This is a genomic window from Mycobacterium paraterrae, assembly GCF_022430545.2.
Taxonomy (GTDB): domain Bacteria; phylum Actinomycetota; class Actinomycetes; order Mycobacteriales; family Mycobacteriaceae; genus Mycobacterium; species Mycobacterium paraterrae.
In genome coordinates, this window is record NZ_CP092488.2 from 1,740,582 (window position 1) to 1,762,925 (window position 22,344).

17 protein-coding genes are annotated in these 22,344 nt (G+C 68.7%); 8 read left to right on the forward strand and 9 right to left on the reverse strand.

The window, feature by feature from the left end; all coding sequences use genetic code 11:
- Position 1: 1 nt before the first annotated feature.
- The 3 genes from murJ to MKK62_RS08360 form a co-directional block, all read right to left on the reverse strand.
- On the reverse strand, positions 2 to 3,724 hold the full coding sequence (gene murJ, locus MKK62_RS08350; RefSeq protein ID WP_240264237.1) for a murein biosynthesis integral membrane protein MurJ: 3,723 nt from the start codon (positions 3,722 to 3,724) through the stop codon (positions 2 to 4).
- An 86-nt stretch (positions 3,725 to 3,810) separates the two neighbouring features.
- Entirely contained in the window at positions 3,811 to 6,168 is a 2,358-nt protein-coding gene (locus MKK62_RS08355) for a hypothetical protein (RefSeq protein ID WP_240261526.1), read from the reverse strand.
- A gap of 53 nt (positions 6,169 to 6,221) precedes the next feature.
- Positions 6,222 to 6,986, reverse strand: a complete 765-nt coding sequence (locus tag MKK62_RS08360) for an NUDIX hydrolase (RefSeq protein ID WP_240261525.1) — start codon at positions 6,984 to 6,986, stop codon at positions 6,222 to 6,224.
- A gap of 107 nt (positions 6,987 to 7,093) precedes the next feature.
- Here MKK62_RS08360 and MKK62_RS08365 point away from each other — a divergent pair, with 107 nt between their 5' ends.
- From MKK62_RS08365 to mbtN, 5 genes are read left to right on the forward strand one after another with little or no spacing between them, the layout of a single operon-like run.
- Positions 7,094 to 8,536 carry a CCA tRNA nucleotidyltransferase gene (locus tag MKK62_RS08365; protein WP_240261524.1) on the forward strand — a complete coding sequence of 481 codons (1,443 nt, stop codon included), beginning with the start codon at positions 7,094 to 7,096 and terminating at the stop codon, positions 8,534 to 8,536.
- Positions 8,537 to 8,560: 24 nt separating this feature from the next.
- Positions 8,561 to 9,082, forward strand: coding sequence for a pullulanase (locus tag MKK62_RS08370; protein WP_240261523.1), 522 nt, complete (start codon positions 8,561 to 8,563; stop codon positions 9,080 to 9,082).
- Positions 9,083 to 9,121: 39 nt separating this feature from the next.
- Positions 9,122 to 9,388 carry an acyl carrier protein gene (locus MKK62_RS08375; RefSeq protein ID WP_240261522.1) on the forward strand — a complete coding sequence of 89 codons (267 nt, stop codon included), beginning with the start codon at positions 9,122 to 9,124 and terminating at the stop codon, positions 9,386 to 9,388.
- Positions 9,385 to 10,971: a long-chain-fatty acid--ACP ligase MbtM gene (mbtM, locus tag MKK62_RS08380; RefSeq protein ID WP_240261521.1), complete on the forward strand. Its 1,587-nt coding sequence runs from the start codon at positions 9,385 to 9,387 to the stop codon at positions 10,969 to 10,971. Before MKK62_RS08375 ends, mbtM begins: the two co-directional genes overlap by 4 nt.
- On the forward strand, positions 10,968 to 12,119 hold the full coding sequence (gene mbtN / locus MKK62_RS08385) for a mycobactin biosynthesis acyl-ACP dehydrogenase MbtN (RefSeq protein ID WP_240261520.1): 1,152 nt from the start codon (positions 10,968 to 10,970) through the stop codon (positions 12,117 to 12,119). The genes mbtM and mbtN overlap by 4 nt, the downstream gene beginning before the upstream one ends.
- Here the strand turns inward: mbtN and MKK62_RS08390 are convergent.
- Complete coding sequence (locus MKK62_RS08390) at positions 12,116 to 12,736, reverse strand: GNAT family N-acetyltransferase (protein ID WP_240261519.1); 621 nt, start codon at positions 12,734 to 12,736, stop codon at positions 12,116 to 12,118. The two genes, mbtN and MKK62_RS08390, sit on opposite strands and share 4 nt — an antisense overlap.
- Before the next feature lie 258 nt (positions 12,737 to 12,994).
- Here MKK62_RS08390 and MKK62_RS08395 point away from each other — a divergent pair, with 258 nt between their 5' ends.
- Complete coding sequence (locus MKK62_RS08395) at positions 12,995 to 13,963, forward strand: NAD(P)H-binding protein (protein WP_240261518.1); 969 nt, start codon at positions 12,995 to 12,997, stop codon at positions 13,961 to 13,963.
- Between the two features lie 195 nt (positions 13,964 to 14,158).
- On the opposite strand, the gene MKK62_RS08400 is transcribed toward MKK62_RS08395, so the two are convergent.
- Both MKK62_RS08400 and MKK62_RS08405 read right to left on the reverse strand, forming a co-directional pair.
- Entirely contained in the window at positions 14,159 to 14,932 is a 774-nt protein-coding gene (locus MKK62_RS08400; protein ID WP_240261517.1) for a TIGR03084 family metal-binding protein, read from the reverse strand.
- 9 nt (positions 14,933 to 14,941) lie between these two features.
- Positions 14,942 to 16,234: an MFS transporter gene (locus MKK62_RS08405; protein ID WP_434085042.1), complete on the reverse strand. Its 1,293-nt coding sequence runs from the start codon at positions 16,232 to 16,234 to the stop codon at positions 14,942 to 14,944.
- 100 nt (positions 16,235 to 16,334) lie between these two features.
- Here MKK62_RS08405 and MKK62_RS08410 point away from each other — a divergent pair, with 100 nt between their 5' ends.
- Positions 16,335 to 16,940 carry a YqgE/AlgH family protein gene (locus tag MKK62_RS08410; RefSeq protein ID WP_240261515.1) on the forward strand — a complete coding sequence of 202 codons (606 nt, stop codon included), beginning with the start codon at positions 16,335 to 16,337 and terminating at the stop codon, positions 16,938 to 16,940.
- Between the two features lie 6 nt (positions 16,941 to 16,946).
- Here the strand turns inward: MKK62_RS08410 and MKK62_RS08415 are convergent, their stop codons facing one another.
- From MKK62_RS08415 to MKK62_RS08425, 3 genes are read right to left on the reverse strand one after another with little or no spacing between them, the layout of a single operon-like run.
- Positions 16,947 to 17,939, reverse strand: a complete 993-nt coding sequence (locus MKK62_RS08415; RefSeq protein ID WP_240261514.1) for a bile acid:sodium symporter family protein — start codon at positions 17,937 to 17,939, stop codon at positions 16,947 to 16,949.
- Positions 17,940 to 17,942: 3 nt separating this feature from the next.
- A complete protein-coding gene (locus MKK62_RS08420) occupies positions 17,943 to 18,287 on the reverse strand; it encodes a hypothetical protein (protein ID WP_240261513.1) in 345 nt (114 codons plus the stop codon).
- Between the two features lie 45 nt (positions 18,288 to 18,332).
- Positions 18,333 to 19,280, reverse strand: a complete 948-nt coding sequence (locus tag MKK62_RS08425) for an LpqN/LpqT family lipoprotein (protein ID WP_240261512.1) — start codon at positions 19,278 to 19,280, stop codon at positions 18,333 to 18,335.
- 180 nt (positions 19,281 to 19,460) lie between these two features.
- Here MKK62_RS08425 and leuS point away from each other — a divergent pair, with 180 nt between their 5' ends.
- A complete protein-coding gene (gene leuS, locus MKK62_RS08430) occupies positions 19,461 to 22,313 on the forward strand; it encodes a leucine--tRNA ligase (protein ID WP_240264236.1) in 2,853 nt (950 codons plus the stop codon).
- Positions 22,314 to 22,344 lie beyond the last annotated feature (31 nt).

Sequence of the window (22,344 nt, forward strand, 5' to 3'; positions counted from 1 at the left end):
GTCAGGACTTGGCCTGCACGGTGACCTCGGAGAGGCTGGCCCGACTCGCGCCGTTCTCCGTCCCCAGCGTCGAAATCCACACCAGCACATACTGTGTCGGTGACGAGGCGTTGACCTGAATGGTGTTGTGCCCCGGGTGCATAGGCATCGGCTGGCTCAGCACCGTGGTGTCCTCGAGCTTGGCGGGAGTGGCGGTCGCCGACGAGCGGATCTGGATCTTGGTGCCGGTGCTGGCGAGGTCGACGTTGACGGCCCCGACCACCGTCGGCTGCGGCAGTTTCAGCATCAGACCGACGCCACTCTTGAAGCCGGGGAAGGGCACCGGGTCGTGATAGATGTCGGTGTCCCAGGCGGTACCCGGGCTGCCGTCGATCGCCAGCGCGGCCGCCCCGGGGTTGTCGGGTTCGCCACCGGGGGAGTAGACGGTCGCCCCGACCGGCTTGACGACGCTGCCTGCGGCAGCGGTGTCGCCGGAGGTCGCGCTAGTGGACGGACCGTTGAGGCCGAGCTGGTCTTTGTCCAGTCCGGTGACATCGCTGAACATCTTGCTCAGTACCGACGCCAACACCAGCAGCGCGACCACGATCACCGCGGCGGCGGCACCTATGCCGATCATGACAGCCCGTCGCCGACGGGCCCGCGCTTCTACCTCGTCGGTCTCCGTCAACGGTGCACGCGCCGGACGCGAGGGCGTCGGCGGAGGCTCGGATTCGTTGATCGGAGCGAGCAGTTCGGTCCGATCGGCGACCACGGTGGCCTGTTGCAGCAAGTTCAAAAGCGTAGCGGCGCTGCGTATCCCGCCATCCAGCTGGAGCGAATGGGTAGCCGCCGCGGAGATCTGGAACGGGATATCCGCGTCGATCGCGCTCGGATCGACGACGTGTCCGGCCGCATCACGCGGTGCCGGGGCCATTCCGCTGGGCTCGCCGGACTCGGGCAGCGGCCACCGATTGACCAGCAGCGCGTACAACGCAGCGCCGATCCCGCGGATGTCGTCTTCCGGGGTGATGCCGGGCATGGTGGCGGGGAAGGCGAGCACGACGTCGCCCTCGATGCTGACGCGCACCCGCGCGGGGTGATCGATCGACAGTGCGACCCCGGCGTGGTGGGCCGCCTCGGCAGCGGCGGCCAGGGTCTGCATCGCGCGCGACGCCCCAGCGGCCGACGGCGAGGTGTCGGCGACCTCCTGCAGCGAGCCGCCTCGGACCCATTCGCTGACGACGAGCCCGCCAGTGCCGGTGTGCACCACGTCGAGGATGCGGGCAATTCCCATCTTGTCGATGCGGCTCAGCTTCATCGTGCGCGCGAGGATTTCGCGGATCTGGCTGTCGGGCAGCTCGCCGTCCGGGTCAACGAAGGTCAGAGCCACCTGCCGGTTCAGCGCGGTGTCCAGCGCTTGCCAGAACTTCAGATGCGGCGCCCCGCCGTGGAAGACCAGCAAACGGTAGCGGCCCCGCGCGATGCTGGCGCCCGGCACCAGCTGCGGTTCGTCGGTAGGGGAGGGTGCCGCCCCGCCCACGGGCGAGGCCTGGCCGGCGTCGAACGCGCTGGTCTCCAGCTCGGAGTCGGACTGGATGCCATTGGCGGCGTGCATGGCGACGGTTTCGAGTTGCGCATCGGCAGGTACGTCGGGATGGAAGTCGTCCGCCACCCCCGGCGACGATGCGGACGGCGTAGCCGGCCGTTGAGGAGCTGGAAAGTCAGATCCCCCCGGCGACGATGCGGACGGCGTAGCCGGCCGTTGAGGAGCTGGAAAGTCAGGTCCCGCCGGCCGAGGCCCGATGTGCGAGGGGGGCGGGTCGGTGACAGCCTTTGTCGAGGCGCTGTCCGATGAACCGTCGATCATCTCCGCTCCTCTCCCCAGCCCCTCCCCGGTTGAGTGCTCCGGGTACCCGGCCCGGATGGGTCCTGCTGCGGAGTGCCCCGCCTGCGCAGCCGGAAACCTGCGCTCAGGGTACGTGACGATGCCGGGGCGCAACAGTTCGTTTCCACCACGGATTTTAGCTGCGGCGACGTCGGCTGACCTGCCCGAAGACGACGGTGTGGGAGCCGCGGTTCCGGCCGGCTTGGCGCCGGCCCAGCCGCGAAGCTTGGCCAGGGCCGCCAGCGCCTCGGGCACCTGCGCGCGGACCATGACGGTCGCCACGATCGGCGCCATGATGACACCGAGCACGAACAGCCGTAGCAACGAACCGGCCCCGCCGCCGTAGGCGGTGAGCCGCTGCAGGCCCAGCAGCACGTCGACCAGGTACGCGATCAGGCCGGCGAGCAGCGACGCGGTGGCCGTGACCAGAATCGTCCGCACCTCCGCGACGCCGAGTAGATGGCCGCCAGCGGGCCGCAGTGCGTTTCGCAGCAGGACGTAGCCGGCGACGGCGCCGGCCAGGAAGCCCAGGCCGTTGGCCAACCCGAGATACGCCGCGACCAGGTCGGCATTGTCGGTCAGGTGCGGCGCGACCAGCGACGCCGCGATCTTCACGATCGTGATGACGACGATGATCGCGATCGGCAGCCACGGTTGCTCGCGGGCGTAGAACACCCGCAGTTGCAACAGCACCACGGCGTAAGGGAGCAGGGTGAACGCCGACATCGCGATCGCCGCGCCCAGGTGGCCGGCGTCGACGTCGCCGAAACGGCCGTACGCGAACAACGCGCTGCCCATCGCCGAGCCGCCCACGGTCATGAACGCCACCGTCGGAATGAGCGTGATCATCGTCAGCCGGGTGGCCAGCGACAGGTCGGCAAGTACCGCGGCGGTGTCGTCGGCGGCGGCGTTGCGGCTCAGCCGGGGCATCACCACCGTCAGCACGGTCACGCCGATCATCCCGTAAGGCAGCATCAGCACCAGCCAGGTGTAGTTATAGATGGCCGGGCCGGAAGCGGCTGCCGTGCTGGCGATCTGGTTGGTGACGATCAAGCCGACCTGGCTGATCAACACATAGAGCACCATCGCGGCGGCCATCGTGCCGAAGCGTTTGAGCCGGTCGTCGATTCCCCACAGCGGGCGGAGGCTGATCCGGTGCCGTCCGATCGACGCCAGCAGCACCGCGGTCTGAGCGACGACGCCCAATGTGGTGCCGACGCCCAGGATCAGCAATTTGGTGTTGCCCATTTCGACGGGGTCGATGGATAGCTGCCCGGGCGCCGCCAGGTATGCGCCGAGGGTGGCGATCGCGACGACGTTGTTCAGCACCGGCGCCCATGCCGGAGGCCCGAACACGTTGCGCGTGTTGAGGATCGCCATGAACACCGAGGACAGGCCGTAGAAGATCACCTGGGGGAGCAGCAGGTAGGCGAAAGCGATCGTCAGCGGCTCGTTGACCTGAGGATCACGGCCCAGCATCAATCGCACCAGCAGCGGCGCGGCCGCCACCGCCAGCAGCGTCGTACCGAGCAGCACGGTGGTCGCCAGCGTCACCAGCCGCCGCACGAAGGCCGCACCGCGGTCCGGGTCGTCCTTCTCGGCGCGGGCCAGCACCGGTACGAAAATCGCGGTGAACGTCGCCTCCAACACCAGTGCGGCGACCAGGTTCGGTAGCTGGTTGGCCACGGTGAATGCGCTGGACAGCGCGGCTCCCAGGATCGCGGCCAACAGCACGATGCGGGCGAAGCCGGTGACTCGGCTGACGAGGGTCGCCAGCGCCATGCCCCACGACCGCGAGACAAGGGCGGCGTCGGAGAGCTCCGGGCGCGGGGGTGGTTGGGAACCCTGGGACGACGCCAGGCCGGTCGGCGGCAGCGGCCCGGTCGGCGGGCCGGAGTTGCGTCGGCTCGGCCGCTGCGCGTGCGGCGGCGGTGGCAGGGGGCGGTTCACGGGCGCTCGTCTTCATGCATGTACTGCTCCGCGTCGGCCGGGTCGGGCCGATCCAGGTCGGCGGGGTCAGGTTGGCCGCGGAAGCGGTGCCACAGCCGCCGTCCCGCCAGTGCCACCAGCACCGCGGCCGCGCTCATCGTGATCGCGAACAGCACTTTTCCGTAGGCATTGGAGTGCACTGACAGCCGCACCAACTCGCCGAGCGGCACACCGCCAGGTGTGTGCAACGTCGCGTCGATCGCGACGCGCTGGGTGAAGTTGACCTCGATGGGCACCCGCATCGGCAGATAGCCCGGTGGCAGTTCGATTTCGCCGGGGTCGGTCACGGTCATCCCCGGCGGCACGTCGAGGTGCAGCCGCACCCGAATCGGCACGGCCAGGCCATTGTGCAGGGCCAATGGCAGCGGGCTGTGCTCGGTGGCCAGGGTGTACGAGCCCGTCGGCGAGACGATGGTGACGGCCCCGAACAAGTCGTCGAGAGCGTGCGCGACGACGTCGAGCCGCTGCTGCGCGAGGCCGTTGCGGGTGTCGGGGCGGTCGGCCTGGCTGACCGCACGCAACATGTCTTCCCGCAGGGGTGCGGTGTAGCTGACACCGGTCAGCCCGGTGCGGGCGTCGGTGGTCAACGCGGCGGTCAGACCCGCCAGCCGGGTCATTTCACCGGTGATCTTGGTGATCACCGTGTCGGTGAAGCGGCCGCGGACGTCGGCGTCGGGGGGCTGCTCGGTCCCGTGGTCGGCCGGGACGGTCGACGCCTCGCCGATCAGCATCGGAAGCGGCCGCGGCACGGCCAGTCCGGATCGGATCGCCGTCGCCAGCGTGGTCATCACGGCGCCGGCGTCGTCGGGCCGCAGGTTCCAATTGGTCGGCGGCAAAAAGACCTGCGGGCGCGGGCTGATCTTCGGCTGGAGCGCTCGCCACAGCATCGAGCTCAGCGCATCCTGCCGGCGGGCGACGTCGGAGTCGTGTCGCAGCCGGATCGACAGCGCGGAGTTCAAATAGGCGGGCGCTACCGGGTCGGTGCCGGCGGCGGCGAACGCGGCGCCGATGGCGGGGTCGAACGGCGCGAGCACCACCTGCGGCGACAGCCGGCGCGGCGCGGTGTCCGGGGTGGGCGGCAGCGGCGAGTTGGAGTCACCGACGGAGGAGTCTGCGGGGGCGACGACGACGGTGTTGCCGTTGGCCGAGAGCAGGTCGACGGCCCGGCGGGACAACGAGCCGTCCGGGATCAGCGTCGTCCCGCGGACCGCGACGACGCCGAGGATCTGGTCGACGATATCGCCGGCCGCGCTGGTTGCGGTCGTGCTCAGGCCGGGATCGCCGATGCGCTGGACGGCGTCCAGGTCGGCTTGGGCGTAGGGCAGCGGTGCGACGCACATCCGGTGCGCCAGGGCCCGAACGCGATTCAGCCAGGCGGCCGCCGCGGCCTGCCCGTCGCCCGGGTGGGTCGGCGTGCCTGGCTCCTGGGCGGGGCCAGCGGTCGAGTCGGACACCACGTAGCCGGCGGTCATGGCGTTGACGGTCACCAGCAGGTCGGGGTCGACGGCCAGGCACATCGAGCGGCCTACCGCGCCGTCGGGATCGACGTCGTGGCTGGTGGCGAATTCCGCAGCGGACAACAGAACGTCGAGCCGGCCGCCGGTGGCCAGCGACGCGGCCAGATCGTCGTCCATCAAACGCACCGGAATCGTGCCACCGGGCACGCCGGGTGCCAGCCGGGGCCGATCCGCCAGCGGCCAGATCATGGTGACTGGGACTGGTTTGGAGGTATCGGGGGCGACCACGGCGGTCAGGGCGTCGCCGGGAGCGTTCAGCGGGTCCGCCGGCACGCCCAGCACGGGCAGCAGGAAGCGGGCGTTGTCCAGCCGCGCCGGCGCACCGTAATCGGGTGTGCCGTTGACGTTGACCAGCAGCGGGTAGACCCCGGGCGCATCGAATCCCAACGAGTGCTTGGTCGTCGACCGCATCGGCGCCGACAGCGAGAACTTCACCTTCTGGCCGCGCTGGAGCTCGGGGGAGACCGTGGTGAAGTCGACGGCCGCCTCGTACTGATCGGTGTCGCCGTCGAGGTTGGTGCGCAGCCCCATCGACGACGAGACCGCCGGTGCGTGCTCGAGTCGCAGCATCACGTCGTGCACGGGCCGGTCGCCGATGTTGGTGACGGTGCCCGCCACGGTCACCACCGAGTCGCTGGTCGTGGTCACCACCTGCGGGGTCACCTGGTCGATGCGGACCTGAACGAACGGCGTCGCGCCCGGCTCGCCGGCGGCGGCGGTCGGGATCACGCCGACGCTGACGCCGGCCAGGAGCGCGATGACCGCCAGCAGCCGCGCCGCCGCCGCACTGCTGGTCATCCAGGCATGCGGGTGGTGCCTCCACCTCGAGTTGCTCTGCATCGTTATCGCGGCTACGGCCCGGGACCGCGACCGTTCTTTCGCCCCCGAACGGGCTCGTCGGCCCGCCGGATGCGGGTGCTGGAATGGGTTTGTGCGCGCCGGCGCGGCGTGCTGACCGGCAGCGGTGGCAGCGCGGCCTCGCCGTCGCTCTGCAGTTTGTCGATCAGCTCGTCGGCCACTTCGGCCAGCTTGCGTTCGTCGGCATAGGCCAACCGGGACGGTAGCTCGGGCAGCGGCACCCACGCGACCTCGGCCACCTCGACGTCGTCGTCGCACAGCTCGCCGCCGGAGAAACGCATCAGGTAGTGATGGACGGTCTTGTGCACCCGCCGGCCTTCGGTAACGAACCAATAGTCGATGCGGCCCAACGCCGCCAGCACGTCGCCTTGGATCCCGGTCTCCTCGGCGACCTCACGAATCGCGGTCTGTTCGGCCGTCTCGCCGAGCTCGATGTGCCCCTTGGGCAGCGACCACAGCATGCGGCCGCGCCGATCCACGCGACCGATCAACGCGGCGACCTGCTCTTCTCGCGGCCCGTCGATGTTGTCGATGACCAAGCCGCCGGCCGAGGTTTCGTGCACGGTCCGCAGCCGCTCGGCACCTCGACGGGACGGACGGCGCTGGCCCGCCTTCGCCGACTTCGACTTCGCCGACTTGGTCGGAGTCCCGGCGGCCGTCGTCTCGTTGCCGGTTTTGGCCTCACCTGAAGTTGCCGAGCGCCGACCGCGGCGCCTCCCCCGGCGCCGACGCGGTTGCGGATCTTCGCCGTCGGACACCTAAGCGATGGTAGCTGGCGTGGTCAGAGGCTCTGGGCACACTCGCCGGTAGTGAGCTGCGGGATCGCCGCAGAAAGGCTGAGTAGAAGCCGGACTATCCTTCGTCCGTGCCCGAACACCCTCAGGATGCCGAGCTGCTGGCCGCGGCCGCGGTCGCGCTGAACGGCCACGCCGACATCCTGCGCGAGCTCGGCGGGTTGTTCGCTGAGGCCGGTCACGAGCTCTACCTGGTGGGTGGTTCCGTGCGCGACGCGGTACTGCAGCGGCTGAGCACCGACCTCGACTTCGCCACCGATGCGCGCCCCGAGCAGATGCAGAAGCTCCTGCGGTCGTGGGCCGACGCGCTGTGGGACACCGGCATCGAGTTCGGCACCATCGGTGCCGAGAAAAACGGCCAGCGACTGGAGTTCACCACCTTTCGCGCCGACCGCTACGACGGGGTGTCTCGCAACCCGCAGGTCCGCTTCGGTGACTCGCTCGAAGACGACCTCGTCCGCCGCGACTTCACCGTCAACGCGATGGCTGTACGTGTAACCGCTTCGGGCGCCGCTGAATTCGTCGATCCGCTGAACGGGTTGGCGGCCCTGCGCGATCGGGTGCTCGACACTCCGGCGCCGCCGTCGGTGTCGTTCGGCGACGACCCGTTGCGGATGCTGCGGGCCGCGCGGTTCGTCTCGCAACTCGGCTTCGCCGTTGCGCCCAGGGTGCTGGAGGCGATCATCGACATGGCCCCGCAACTCGAGCGGATCACCGCCGAGCGGGTGGCCGCCGAACTGGACAAGCTGCTGCTGGGCGCCGATCCGGTCGCCGGCATCGACCTGATGGTGCAGACCGGGATGGGCGACGTGGTGTTGCCCGACGTCGGTGGCATGCGGATGGCGATCGACGAGCATCACCAGCACAAGGACGTCTACGAGCATTCGCTGACGGTCTTGCGGCAGGCGATCGAGTTGGAAGATGACGGGCCGGATCTAGTGTTGCGCTGGGCGGCGCTGCTGCACGACATCGGCAAACCTGCCACCCGCCGGCATGAGGCCGATGGCGGCGTCAGCTTCCATCACCACGAGGTGGTCGGCGCCAAGATGGCCCGAAAAAGGCTGCGCGCGTTGAAGTATTCGAAGCAGCTCGTCGACGACGTATCTCAGCTGGTGTATCTGCACCTCCGGTTTCACGGCTACGGCGGCGGGAAGTGGACCGACTCTGCGGTGCGGCGGTACGTCACCGACGCCGGCCCATTGCTGCCGCGCCTGCACAAGCTGGTCCGAGCCGATTGCACGACCCGCAACAAGCGACGGGCCGCCCGTCTCCAGGCGAACTACGACGACCTCGAGACGCGGATTGCCGAGCTGGCCGCCAAGGAAGACCTGCAACGGGTGCGCCCCGACCTGGACGGCAACGAGATCATGGAGCTGCTCGGAATCCCGGCCGGCCCGCAGGTGGGGGAGGCGTGGCGTTATCTCAAGGAGCTGCGGCTGGACCGCGGGCCGCTGAGCCGCGATGAGGCGATCGCCGAGCTGAAGTCCTGGTGGGCAGCGCGCGGGAACCAGTAGCGCGCGGACGCCGTCAGATCGGGTATGGAGTATTGCCTGAGCGCCGGTGACGGCGCAGCGACCATGTGGGACCGCGGGCCTGATCTCGACCTCGACGGCGACGGCCGGCTCGATGCGGTCGGGCTGGACTTCGACCACGACGGACTGGCCGACGATGCGCTGGCCGACCTCGACGGTGACGGCGTCGCCGATCACGCCGTTCTCGACGTCAACGGTCCCACCGAACGCTATTTCACCGACGACGGCACCGGGACGTGGGCCGTCGCCGCCGACCGGCCGGCGCGAACCACGACCGGTCTGCGCTGGTTCGGGCTCGACGGCGTCGAGCACACCGGCCGACCGCTGACCGACTTCGACGCCGGCCACCAGGTGCGGCTGCTGGACAGCGACGGCAACGGCCTGGCCGACCGCGCGCTGCTTCCCAGCGCCGACGGCGTGACCGGTTATGTGGACACCGACGGCGACGGCCGATGGGACGTCAAACTCACCGACACCGACGGGGATGGCGCCGCCGACGCGGCCAGCGCCGTAGCGCCAACGACGTAGGCCCCTGTCCGGGCCGGCTGCCCGGTACTGTGACGGCCCATGACTTCCGACGTGTCGGGCCCGGACTCGGTGGGCGCCGCCCTGATCGAGATCCTGCGCGACGACCTCAACATCGACGTCAGCCGCGTGACCCCGGAGTCCCGGTTGGTCGACGACGTGGGCCTGGACTCGGTTGCGTTCGCGGTGGGCATGGTCGCCATCGAGGACAAGCTCGGCGTCGTGGTCAACGAGCAAGAGCTACTGGGCTGCGACACCGTCGGCGACCTGGAGAACGTCATCCGGGCAAAGGTCCCGGTCGGCCGGTGAGCGTGCTGGCCACCGCCTTGTCCCGGGCGATGCGCACCTCAGCTCACGACCTGGTCGTCTTCGACAAAGACGCCGATGCTTGGACGCGGCGGCCTTGGTCGCAGGTGCACGCCCGCGCGGAGGGCATCGCCACCCGCATCCTGGACCAACCCAGGCTCGGCGCGGTCGGGCTGGTCGGCGAGCCGACCGCCGACTTCGTCGCCGCGATCCAGGCCGCCTGGCTGGCCGGTCAGAGTGTCTCGATTCTGCCGGGGCCGGTTCGCGGCGCCGACCCGCGACAGTGGGCCCAGGCGACGCTAGCCCGCTTCACCGGGATCGGCGTGCGCACGGTGTTCAGCCACGGCGACGAGTTCACGTTGTTGAGCGGGCTCCCCGAGGGTCACGGACCCACCGTTCTCGACCTGACGACCGTCGCGCACGAACCGTCCACCGCGTTCAGCCCAGTCGAAGCCGCCGCCGGGACACCGGCGATCCTGCAGGGAACTGCCGGCTCCACCGGAACACCGCGCACCGCCCAGCTGTCCCCAGAAGCGGTGCTGGCCAACGTCAATGGGCTTCTCGCCCGCATCGGCGTCGACCCGGCGGTCGACGGCGGGTGTACCTGGCTGCCGCTCTACCACGACATGGGGCTGACGTTCCTGCTGAGCGGCGCACTCGGGATGACACCGGTCTGGCTGGCACCCACGTCGGCCTTCACCGCGTCACCGTTCCGCTGGCTGCGCTGGCTCAGTGAAAGCGGAATGTCGCTGACCGCCGCGCCTAACATGGCCTACAGCATGATCGGCAAATACGCCCGACTGGTGTCCGACGTGGACCTCGGCCGCGTCCGGTTCACCATCAACGGCGGTGAGCCGGTCGACTGCGCCGGCATGGAGCGATTCGCGAATGCGTTGCGCCCGTTCGGGTTCGACGCCGGTGCGCTGGCGCCCTCGTACGGGCTGGCCGAATCCACGTGTGCGGTGACCGTTCCGGCTCCGGGTCGCGGCCTACGGTACGACGATGTCGCCTCAGGCGGCACAGAACCGCGGCGCCATGCCTGCCTGGGTGAGCCGATCACCGGTATGGAAGTCCGGATCAGCGAGGCGCCCGACCGCAGCGTCGACGTGCCCGGGCGCGACGTCGGCGAGATCGAGATCCGTGGCACCTCAATGATGTCCGGTTACCTCGGCGACACCCCGCTCGAGCCGGGGGCGTGGTTCCCGACCGGCGACCTGGGCTACCTCACCGATGACGGCCTGGTGGTCTGCGGGCGGGTCAAGGAGCTCATCACTGTCGCCGGCCGCAACGTGTTTCCCGCCGAGATCGAACGGGTCGCCGCCGAGATTCGCGGCGTGCGTGAAGGTGCCGTGGTCGCGGTCGGCAACGACGCCGACGCGACCCGTCCCGGCCTCGTCATCACCGCTGAGTTCCGTGGTCCCGACGAGGCAGGCGCCCGAAGCGAACTCGTGGCGAAGGTGGCCTCGGAGTGCGGCATCGTGCCCGCCAGCGTGGTCTTCGTCCGACCCGGCACGTTGCCGCGCACTTCTTCGGGGAAGCTCCGACGGCTCGAAGTGAAACGTAACCTGTCGGCGGCCACCGTATGACCGACGAGCTGAGCATCGAGGACTACCGGGGGCTGCTCGCCAACGTCTTCGACGAGGACGTCGCCAAGTGGACCGCGGAAGCCGAAGAGAGCGAACGGTTTCCGCGCCACCTGATCGAGCATCTGGGCCAGCGGGGCGTTTTCGCGCAGAAGTGGCTGAACGGCCAGCACCCGGACGTGGCCAAGCTCGTCGCACTTGCGCTCGAATTGGGCAAGCTGGGTTCGGCCGGCATCGGCGTCGGCATCAGCTTGCACGATTCCGCGATCGCCATCTTGCGCCGGTTCGCCCGCTCGGACTACCTCAGGGACATTGCCGAACGAGCCATCCGCGGCGAGGCGGTGTTGTGCATCGGTGCCTCGGAGGAATCGGGCGGTTCGGACCTGCAGATCTGTGAGACCGAAGTACGTTCTGCCCGAGGCGGTTTCGAGGTCAAGGGCATCAAGAAGTTTGTTTCGCTATCGCCGGTGGCCGACTACGTGATGGTGGTCGGACGGGGCGTCGACGACGACTCCGCCAGCCGGCACGGCAATGTGTTGCTGATCGCCGTCCCGCTGGCGCAGACCGAGGTCCAGGCGCCCTACCGCAAGGTCGGTGCCGGTCCGCTGGACACCGCTGCGGTGCACATCGACACCTGGGTGCCGGCCGATGCGCTGATCGCCCGCGCCGGAACGGGTTTGGCCGCGATCTCGTGGGGTCTCGCGCACGAACGGATGTCGATCGCGGGCCAGGTCGCCGGCGGATGCCAGCGGGTGCTGGGTATCACCCACGCCAGGATGGTCGAGCGCCGCCAGTTCGGCGCGACGCTGTTCGAGCACCAGGCGCTGCGGTTGCGGATGGCCGACCTGCAGTCGCGAGTGGATCTACTTCGCCACGGCCTCAACGGTATTGCGGCGCAGGGCCGCCTTGACCTGCGGGCCGCGGCCGCCGTGAAGGTCACCGCCGCGCGCCTCGGTGAAGAGGTGCTGTCGGAATGCATGCACATCTTCGGTGGATCGGGATACCTGGTCGACGAGACACCGCTGGGCCGATGGTGGCGGGACATGAAGCTGGCCCGCGTCGGCGGCGGGACCGACGAGGTGCTGTGGGAATTGGTAGCCGCCGCAATGAAACCCGACTACGACGGCTACCACGAGCTGACCGGCGGCTAGCGGGCTGCAGGCACGTCTTCCGGGGTGCGCGGCAACGCGTAAAGCGCCATGCGCCTGTTGCTCATGTCGTGCTCGCCGAGGAACGTGCAGCCGGCGTATTCACACAGTCGGCGCGCCGCGGTGTTGCGGTGATCGGGGTCGAACATGATTCGGCGGCAACGTGATTCGACCTCGAACACGCTCGCGACGATGCGCGGCAGCAGAAACGGCCCGAGCCCCTTGTTGACGATCGACAGTTCGGCGATCGCGGCGTGCAGACCGACGTCGTAGGGGTCGGCGTCGTAGCGGGTCGCGATCGAATCCTTCGCGGCGCGATACACCTCGACGTAGCCGCTGTCTTCGCCGTTCATGCTGCCGACGAACGGACGTGAGTAAGTGCCGGCGCACTGCGCGCGCAGATAGTCGCGCCACCGCGCCGGAGACCAGTCCGACTCCCACGCCTCCACTAGGTGCGGCATGTTCATCCATCGCGAGATCATCGCGGCGTCGGCGTCCGGGTCGACGGGCCGCAGCGCATAGGGCTCGGTCAGCACCGGCGTGGGCGGCGGAGGAGCTGCGCGCACCTCGTCGCCGATCTCGGTCAGCTCCCGCGGCAAGACCACCAACGCGTCACCCATAACGAGCGGTGAGCCTACCGGAGCCGAGGTCAGCGCAGTCTCGCACGAAGCGCCGCCGGTTTAGTCCCGTCGCCCGGCGGGTAAATGAACCGCGAGTTCAGTAGTAAACACATTATTCATGTCTCGGGTTGCGGCACTCGGCCAGGCACCACGACCTCGGGGACTTCCGGCACAGCCGTCCTGGGGATTGCCCCATGTGACGTTTCGCCCCGTGTGACGATGCAACTTCAAGGACCAGGTCCGCGCGAAAGGCAGGCAATGGTGGGATCACAGGGCGGCGGCCGAGTGCTCGTAACCGGTGCCACGGGATACGTCGGAGGGCACCTCGTGCCCGTGCTTCTCGACCGCGGACATCAAGTCCGCGCATTGGCTCGCAAACCTGACAAGCTGAAGCACGCCGCATGGCGCGAGCGCGTCGAGGTGGTGCGCGGCGACCTTGCCGACGCGGGTTCACTCGAAGCCGCGTTCAGCGGGGTCGACGTCGTCTATTACCTGGTGCACTCGATGGGCTCGGCGAAGGATTTCGAGTCCGAGGAGCAGCGATCCGCGCACAACGTGGCGTCCGCGGCGAAAGCCAGCGGCGTACGGCGGATCGTCTATCTGTCCGGGCTGCACCCCAGCGATGGACTTTCGACACACCTGCGGTCCCGGGTGGCGGTCGGGGAGACGTTGATCAAGTCCGGAGTCGAGACGATGGTGCTTCAGGCCGGGATCGTCATCGGCGCGGGATCGGCGTCGTTCGAGATGATTCGTTACCTCACCAATCGGCTTCCGGTCATGACGACGCCGAAATGGGTCCGCAACACCATCCAGCCGATCTCCATCGACGATGTTCTGCATTACCTGGCCGAGGCGGCGGAGGCAGACTTGCCCGAATCGCGGACGTGGGACATCGGAGGGCCCGATGTCCTGGAGTACGGCGAAGCGATGCAGATCTACGCGCAGGCCGCCGGTCTGCGGCCCCGCGTGATCATCCCGCTGCCGTTGTTGACCCCTTCGATCGCCAGCTGGTGGGTCGGGCTCGTGACACCGATCCGGTCCGGGTTGGCACGCCCGCTGGTGGAGTCGTTGCACAGCAACAACGTCGCCCTCGAACACGACATCGACGACGTCATCGCTAAACCCGCAGGCGGCCTGACCCCGTACAAGGAGGCGGTGGAAAGCGCGTTGGTAGCCGACGGCGCGCCGCCGGCGCCCGGACGGGCTCGCCTGGTGCGGCTGAAGTAGCGCCGCGGCGGCGGGGCCTCTCTTCGCGCTACGCGCTCATCGACCCCCGCTCAGGTTGATGCGGCGGGGCCTCTCTTCGCGCTACGCGCTCATCGACCCCCGCTCAGGTTGACGCGGCGGGGCCTCTCTTCGCGCTACGCGCTCATCGACCCCCGCTCAGGTTGACGCGGCGGGGCCTCTCTTCGCGCTACGCGCTCATCGACCCCCGCCGGGCGGCCCGGCGAAGGCCTGCGCGATCGGCAGCCACCGAGCGGCGTCGTCCCCGAACGCGTGTAGGTCAAGCTCACCGAGCGGCCGTCGCTGCGTGACCAGGAAGCAGAAATCCTCGGCCGACCCGGTCACCCGTTGCGCGGCGTCGGCCGGTCCCCACGTCCACACGTCGCCGTCGGGTGCACGCAACTCCACCCGGAACGGCTCACCCGGTGGTGTCAGCTCGTTGATGACGAACGCGAAGTCGCGGGTCCGCACACCGATGTGGGCGATGGATCGCAGTCGCGCCGTCGGGGTTCGCGTCACGCCTAACGCGTCGGCGACGTCGAGGCCGTGCGCCCAGGTCTCCATCAGCCGCGCGGTGGCCATCGACGATCCGCTCATCGGCGGGCCGAACCACGGCAGCTTGCGCCCGTCCTCGACGGTGAGTAGCGCGTCGTGCAATTCGGAGCGGGTGACCCGCCACTCGGCCAGCAGCTCCGCCGGCGGGACGGCCGCCAACTCCTCGGCCGCGGCGTCGACGAAGCCAATCGGGTCGTCGAGCGCCGTCTTGACGATGTCGGCGAAGGCGTCGGCGTCGGTGACCGACACCAACGCCCCGCGATCGGTCCACAGCAGATGCCCAATCTGATGGGCGATGGTCCAGCCTTCGGCCGGCGTGGGCGTACTCCAGCGGTCCTCGGCCAGCGAGGTGACCAGCGCGTCGAGTTCGTCGCTTTCGGCGCGCAGGTCGTCGACGATCTGGGAAAGGTCGGCCATTGGCGTACTTTAACGATTCGCCGTGCGGCCGATGAGGGAGTGTGCCGCCAGGCCGCCGAGGTAGACGACGCTGCCGGCCGCGACCAGCGCCGGGGAGTGCCCGTTGGCGGGAATCACGCAGGCCGCCAGCGTGATCGCCGCTATAAACGACACCCAGAACAACGAATCCTGCACGGCGAACACGTGTCCGCGCAGCGCGTCGTCCACGTCGATCTGTATCGCGGTATCGGCGCATAACTTGACGACCTGGCCGAACCCGCCGAGCAGGAACCCGCACGTCACCAGCACCCACAGCTGTAGCCCGATCCCGGCGAGCTCGAGCGCAGCGGCAATTGCCAACGCTCCGTTCGCCGTCGCGTAGCGGCCCCAACGGCGCACCGCCACCGGCGTCACCAGGTTGGCCAGAAACGATCCGGCGCCGGCTGCGGCGACGAACAGCAGCGCACTGCCAAGCGCGGCGGCCGCGGCGGGGTCGCTGCCGCGCACCAGTAGCAGTACCAGCAGCGAGTTGATTCCGAACACCATCCGGTGCGCGGCCAGACCCGACAGCGTCGCCGCGACGGTCGGCCGGTCCAGCACGGTCCGCACCCCGTGCACCCACCCGGTGACGACGGCGTATGGGACCGACCCGTGGATCGCTCGTTGGGTGTCGTCGGGCCCCAGCACGCGGTCCGCGAACCGCAGCGAGAGGCGCAGCGCAATCATCAGCGGGACGACGACCAGGAAGATGGTCGACGCGGCCCCGCTGTCGCCCGTGCCGAGCAGCTGGCGTGGCACCAGCATGAAGTTGGCGCCGAGAAACGCCGCGACGGCGCCCACCGCCGTGGCGATCGAGTTCATCGTCACAACCTGCTCGCGCGGTACCACGTCCGGCAGCGCCGCCGACATGCCGGACGAGACGAACCGGGACAGCCCGTTGACCACCAGGGCGCCGCACAGCACCAGCGAGTCGCGAGCGCCCACTGCAAGACACAGTCCCACCAGCGCCACCGACACCACCCTGCCGACGTTGGCCGACACCAGCACCAGCCGACGATCCCAGCGGTCCATCAGCGCCCCGGCGAACGGGCCGAGCAGAGAATAGGGCAGGAACAGCACCGCGAACGCGCCCGCGATGGCCAGCGGGCTGGACGCCCGCTCGGGATTGAACAGCAGCGCGCCGGCCAGGCCGGCTTGAAAGAGGCCGTCGCCGAATTGGCTCGCGAGTCGCAGTTCGAGCAGTCGCCAGAAGTCGGGCAGTGCCCGCACCGAACGCCAGACGGCCAACGGCGCACGCGGATGAGTCACTGATCCTGCTTCCATTGGCCTGGCATTGACGGCGCCTGTTACAACACTACAAATATCTGCCCCACCGCCCCACTTGTTGACCACAGCGGTCGGGCCCGGATGCCATGATGGATGGGTGGCGCAGTCCGAAGACCCAGAGGATTTCATTGCCCCTGCCGCACAACGTGTGCGAGCGGGCACTTTGCTTCTGGCTAATACGGACCTGCTCGAGCCGACGTTTCGTCGCAGTGTGATCTACATCGTCGAGCACAACGACGGCGGAACGCTGGGCGTCGTGCTGAACCGGCCGAGCGAGACCGCCGTCTACAACGTTCTGCCGCAGTGGGCCGGACTCGCGTCTAAGCCCAAGACGATGTTCATCGGCGGCCCTGTCAAGCGCGACGCGGCGCTGTGCCTGGCGGTGCTGCGGGTCGGCTCGGTGGCCGACGACGTGCCCGGCCTGCGCCATGTGGCCGGCCGAATGGCGATGGTCGACCTCGATGCCGACCCCGAGGAGATCGCACCGGCCGTCGAAGGCGTCCGTATCTTTGCCGGTTACTCCGGCTGGACGATCGGCCAACTCGAGGGCGAGATCGAACGCGACGACTGGATTGTCCTGTCGGCGTTGCCATCTGACGTGCTGGTCGAACCGCGGGTGGACCTGTGGGGTCGGGTGTTGCGCCGTCAACCCCAGCCGCTGTCGATGCTGGCCACTCACCCGATCGACGTCAGCCGTAACTAGGGTTTACTAGGCGGCTGCCACCGCGGCGGGTTCTTCGCCGCGGGAGAGCCTGCTCGCGATCACCGAGCACACGATCAGCTGGATCTGGTGAAAGATCATCAGCGGCAGCATGATCACGCCGACCGTCGCGGCGGGAAAGAACACCAGCGCCATCGGCAGACCCGAAGCCAGACTTTTCTTCGACCCGCAGAACAGCAACACGATCCGGTCGCCGCGGTCCAGGCCCACCAGCCGCCCGAGCATGCCGGTGAAGCTCAGTACCAGTGCCAACAGCACGGTATTCACCACCGCGACGGCCACCAGCTTCCACGGGTCGACGCTGGCCCAGATGTGCTCGACGATGCCCATCGAGAACGCGATGTAGACGACCAGCAGGATCGAACCGCGGTCGACGATCTTGGTCAGCGCCGCGTGCCCGAGCACCCAGTCGGCGATCCAGGGCCGCATCAGCTGTCCCACCACGAACGGCAGCAGCAATTGCACAAAGACGTCTCGGACGGCGCTGGCGTCCATGTGGGCCCCGCCGCGGGTGTTCATCAGCAGCACCACCAACAGCGGGGTCAGCGCGATCCCGACGATGTTCGACAGCGACGCGCTGACCAGCGCTCCCGAAACATTGCCGCGGGCGATCGAGGTGAACGCGATCGACGACTGCACGGTCGACGGGACCAGGCACAAAAACAGCAGCCCGTTGTACAGGTCGGTGTTCAGCAGCCAGGGCACCAGGGCCCGGCAGGCGAGTCCGAGCAAGGGGAAGAGCACGAAGGTGGTGGCGAGCACCAGCAGGTGCAGCTGCCAGCGCTTGACACCTTGCCAGGCCTGCTGGGGCGACAGCCGGGTGCCGTAAAGCCAAAACAGCAGCGCGATAACAACTTTGGCGGCCACCGACATGAAGTCGGCGAAGGCTCCGCGGGCCGGGAAGAGCGCCGCCAGCGCGACGGTGGCGGCCATGGCCAGCAGAAAAGTGTCAATCGGCAGCGCCGAAAGCTTCTTGAGCATCGCTCAGTGGCAGGCCAACGTGCAGGCGGCGCACGCCCCACCACAACTGGCCGCGGAGGCTTCCTCCTGGCGCAGCGCGAAGCGGGCGGTCTGGTACGACCCGGCAGCGACGGTTCCGATCGCACCGACGACGCAGACGCAGACCACGGTCAGCGCGCTGGCGGGCGGTGCGGCCAGGGCCACCGCTCCGGCGACGGCAAGCATGGTCGCGGCGGCGAGTTGCGGCGGCGCGACGGACTTCATCACCGCTGCGGCGGTGCCGGTGACGGCGGGACGGGTCAGCGACCGCATGCCGAGTACGGCCAACACCACCGCCGTGCAGACGCACAGCACTCCCGCGATGAGCATGGGGACACCATACGAGGCGTCCGGGTCTGGCGCAGCGTCCGGTTGTTAGTGAGCCAGCGCCTGCGGGGGTGCGCTTGCGGCGGGAGGCGCGGCGGGCGCCGGTGCCGGAGCGGCCGCCGGAGCCGGTGGCGCGGGTTGATTGGAGCCGGGTGCGCCGGCCCGGAAGCCGTTGACGATGCCGTCGGTGGCCTGTGCCTCGCCGACTCCGCCACCGGCTTCGGTCGTCACGGCCAGCGAGACCAGGTACTTGTCCGGGCCCGACGTGACGATCACGTGGCGCCGGGAGGTGTTCAGCGTCATCTCGTTCTGCCGGTAGGTGCCCTCGATCAGCGACGACGGGGAGCCGTTGTAGTCGGCCAGCGAGGCATCGGTGTTGCGCCAGGCCGGCAGCTGCTGGCTGTCGATGAAGCCGTGGGTGATGGCCTCATGCGGATCGAAATCACCGACCAGTCGGTACACCACCAGTTGGGCGTTCGGGGTGTAGAGGCTGGGGCTCCGGCGGTTGGCGATCACGACGAACGCGTCGGGCACGTTGGGGTCGGGCACTTGCGTCCATCCCTGCGGCACCGGCAGGACGATGTCGAGCGCGTTGAAGCCGGGCGCTTTCTGGGGCTCCATCTTGACGCCCTTGCCGTTGAAGAAGTCGCGCAGCGTTCCCGACGTGGCTGGTGTCAGCCCCGGCGGCACGGCTTGTGGCGCGGGCGGCTGCGCGGCCGCAGCCGGTGCGGCAACGGGCGGCACGCCTTGGGGCGCGGGCAGCTGCGCGGCGGGAGGAACGGCCTGCGGCGCCAGGCCCGGCATCGGGTTGCCCAGCGCTCCAGGATTGCCCAGGGCACCGGGGACGGCTTGCGGCGCCGGCGCCGGCGCCGGAACGGGGCGCGGAGGGAACACCGGGTCGGCCGAGGCGGTGGGGCTGGCGATTCCCAGCACGCCGGCGGCGCCGACGGCCAGGCCTGCGACCGTCGCTCGCCAGCTACGGGACATGTGCGTCATGGGTGGTCCTTCCGAGAATGCCCGGGTCGTTCGTCGCAGAAAGCGACTGTAACCAGGGGTAAGCGGCGGGCCCTAGCACCGCAACCGACCTTTGACACACCTGGAATGAAGCCCTGATCGGTCTGCAATCCAACCGAGACCGTCGGTGGTCGGCGGGTCGCGCGACGACGCCCTTATAACCTGTTGAGCGTGACCGACTCCGACCCCGACGCGCCGCGGTACCGCTACACCGCGGACCTGGCCGGCCGCATCGAACAGAACTGGCAGGACACCTGGACCCGGCTGGGGACCTTCAACGTGCCCAACCCGGTCGGTTCGCTGGCGCCGACGGACGGCTCACCTGTTCCCGACGACAAGATGTTCGTCCAGGACATGTTTCCCTACCCTTCGGGGGAGGGACTGCACGTCGGCCATCCGCTCGGCTACATCGCCACCGACGTCTACGCGCGCTACTTCCGGATGCTGGGCCGTAACGTGCTGCACGCGTTGGGGTTCGATGCCTTCGGTCTGCCCGCCGAGCAGTACGCGGTGCAGACCGGTACCCACCCCCGCACTCGCACCGAAGCCAACATCGTCAACTTCCGGCGTCAGTTGGGGCGGCTGGGCTTCGGTCACGACAACCGTCGCAGCTTCTCCACTACCGACGTCGACTTCTACAAGTGGACCCAGTGGATTTTCCTGCAGATCTACAACGCCTGGTTCGACACCTCGGCGGGCAAGGCCCGACCGATCGCAGAGCTGATCGCCGAGTTCGACTCGGGCGCGCGCCAATTGGATGACGGTCGGTCCTGGGCGGAACTGTCGACGGGTGAGCGCGCCGACGTGATCGACGGACACCGGCTGGTCTACCAGTCCGACTCGATGGTCAACTGGTGCCCGGGCCTGGGCACCGTGCTGGCCAACGAAGAGGTCACCGCCGACGGCCGCAGTGAGCGCGGCAACTTCCCAGTCTTCCGAAAGCGGTTGCGGCAGTGGATGATGCGAATCACCGCCTACTCTGATCGCTTGCTCGACGACCTCGACGTGCTGGACTGGCCGGAGAAGGTCAAGACGATGCAGCGCAACTGGATCGGCCGCTCCACGGGAGCCGCCGTGTTGTTCTCGTCGCGGGCCGGGGATATCGAGGTTTTCACCACCCGGCCGGATACCCTCTTCGGCGCAACGTATCTCGTGCTAGCGCCCGAACACGAATTGGTCGACAAACTGGTCGTGGCGCAGTGGCCCGACGGCGTCGAGCCGCACTGGACCTACGGCGCGGACACCCCCGTGCAGGCCGTCGCCGCTTATCGGAAGGCGATCGCCGCGAAGTCCGATCTCGAGCGGCAGGAGAACAAGACCAAGACCGGCGTCTTCCTGGGCGCGTACGCCACCAACCCGGCGAATGGCAAGCAGGTTCCGATTTTCATCGCGGACTACGTGCTGGCCGGGTACGGCACCGGAGCGATCATGGCGGTCCCCGGACACGACCAGCGCGACTGGGAATTCGCCGGCGAATTCGGCCTGCCGATCGTCGAAGTGATTGCGGGCGGCGACGTTTCCGAGGCCGCGTACACTGGGGACGGTGTGCTGGTGAACTCGGACTACCTCAACGGGTTCGACGTCACGGCGGCCAAGGAAGCGATCATCGCCCGGCTGGAATCAGAGGGCCATGGCCGCGGCCGCGTCGAATACAAGCTGCGGGACTGGCTTTTCGCGCGCCAGCGCTATTGGGGAGAGCCCTTCCCGATTGTCTACGACAGCGACGGACGCGCGCACGCACTCGACGACGCCGACCTCCCGGTCGAACTGCCGGACGTCCCGGATTATTCGCCGGTGCTGTTCGATCCTGACGACGCTGACAGCGAGCCCTCGCCGCCGTTGGGCAAGGCCACGGACTGGGTCCACGTCGAGCTTGATCTCGGTGACGGGCTCAAGCCCTACGCCCGCGATACCAACGTGATGCCGCAGTGGGCCGGTAGCTCCTGGTACGAGCTGCGCTACACCGATCCGCACAACCCGGATCGGTTCTGCGACAGGGCAAACGAGGCCTACTGGATGGGGCCGCGGCCTGCCGAGCACGGCCCGGACGATCCTGGCGGCGTCGACCTCTACGTCGGCGGCGCGGAGCACGCGGTGCTGCATCTCCTGTATTCGCGGTTCTGGCACAAGGTGCTCTACGACCTCGGCCATGTCAGCTCCCGCGAGCCCTACCGGCGACTGGTCAACCAGGGCTACATCCAGGCTTTCGCCTACACCGACTCGCGCGGTGCGTACGTGCCGGCCGCGGATGTCGTCGAGCGCGGTGGGAAATTCTTCTACCCGGGGCCCGACGGCGAGATCGAGGTCTTCCAGGAATTCGGCAAGATCGGCAAGAGCCTGAAAAACTCGATCTCACCCGACGAGATGTGTGACGACTACGGCGCCGACACCTTGCGGGTGTACGAGATGTCGATGGGCCCGATCGAGGCGTCACGTCCCTGGGCCACCAAGGATGTCGTCGGCGCACAGCGGTTCCTGCAGCGCGTGTGGCGGCTGGTGGTCGACGAGAACACCGGCGAGGCCCGGCCCGCCGATGACGCGCTCGACACCGACACACTGCGCCTGCTGCATCGAACCATCGCCGGCGTCTCGGAAGACTATGCGGCACTGCGTAACAACACGGCGGTGGCCAAGCTGATCGAGTACACCAACCACCTGACCAAGCAACACCGTGACGCGGCGCCGCGGGCCGCGGTCGAACCGCTGGTGCTAATGCTGGCACCGGTGGCGCCGCACCTGGCCGAAGAGCTGTGGCAGCGGCTCGGCCATCCGAAATCGCTTGCCCACGGCCCGTTTCCGGTGGCTGATCCCGACTACCTGGTCGACGACACCGTCGAGTATCCGGTCCAGGTCAACGGCAAGGTCCGCGGCCGAATTACGGTGTCGGCCAACGCCGATGCCGAAGCGGTGGAGACCGCGGCGCTGGCCGACGAGAAGGTGCAGGCGTTTCTGGCCGGAGCCACCCCGAAGAAGGTGATCGTGGTCCCCGGGAAAATGGTCAACCTCGTCGTCTAGTCCGCCTCGTCCTCGCCTGCTCGCGAGACAG

What these genes read in the sequence shown, in the direction of transcription:
- MKK62_RS08415 (WP_240261514.1), bottom strand. Translation starts at nt 17,939, where the DNA reads ATGCTCAAGAAGCTTTCGGCGCTGCCGATTGACACTTTTCTGCTGGCC.
- MKK62_RS08400 (WP_240261517.1), bottom strand. Translation starts at nt 14,932, where the DNA reads ATGGCCGACCTTTCCCAGATCGTCGACGACCTGCGCGCCGAAAGCGAC.
- MKK62_RS08425 (WP_240261512.1), bottom strand. Translation starts at nt 19,280, where the DNA reads ATGACGCACATGTCCCGTAGCTGGCGAGCGACGGTCGCAGGCCTGGCC.
- MKK62_RS08375 (WP_240261522.1), top strand. Translation starts at nt 9,122, where the DNA reads ATGACTTCCGACGTGTCGGGCCCGGACTCGGTGGGCGCCGCCCTGATC.
- mbtN (WP_240261520.1), top strand. Translation starts at nt 10,968, where the DNA reads ATGACCGACGAGCTGAGCATCGAGGACTACCGGGGGCTGCTCGCCAAC.
- MKK62_RS08390 (WP_240261519.1), bottom strand. Translation starts at nt 12,736, where the DNA reads ATGGGTGACGCGTTGGTGGTCTTGCCGCGGGAGCTGACCGAGATCGGC.
- MKK62_RS08405 (WP_434085042.1), bottom strand. Translation starts at nt 16,234, where the DNA reads ATGGAAGCAGGATCAGTGACTCATCCGCGTGCGCCGTTGGCCGTCTGG.
- MKK62_RS08370 (WP_240261523.1), top strand. Translation starts at nt 8,561, where the DNA reads ATGGAGTATTGCCTGAGCGCCGGTGACGGCGCAGCGACCATGTGGGAC.
- MKK62_RS08395 (WP_240261518.1), top strand. Translation starts at nt 12,995, where the DNA reads ATGGTGGGATCACAGGGCGGCGGCCGAGTGCTCGTAACCGGTGCCACG.
- MKK62_RS08355 (WP_240261526.1), bottom strand. Translation starts at nt 6,168, where the DNA reads ATGACCAGCAGTGCGGCGGCGGCGCGGCTGCTGGCGGTCATCGCGCTC.
- MKK62_RS08420 (WP_240261513.1), bottom strand. Translation starts at nt 18,287, where the DNA reads ATGCTCATCGCGGGAGTGCTGTGCGTCTGCACGGCGGTGGTGTTGGCC.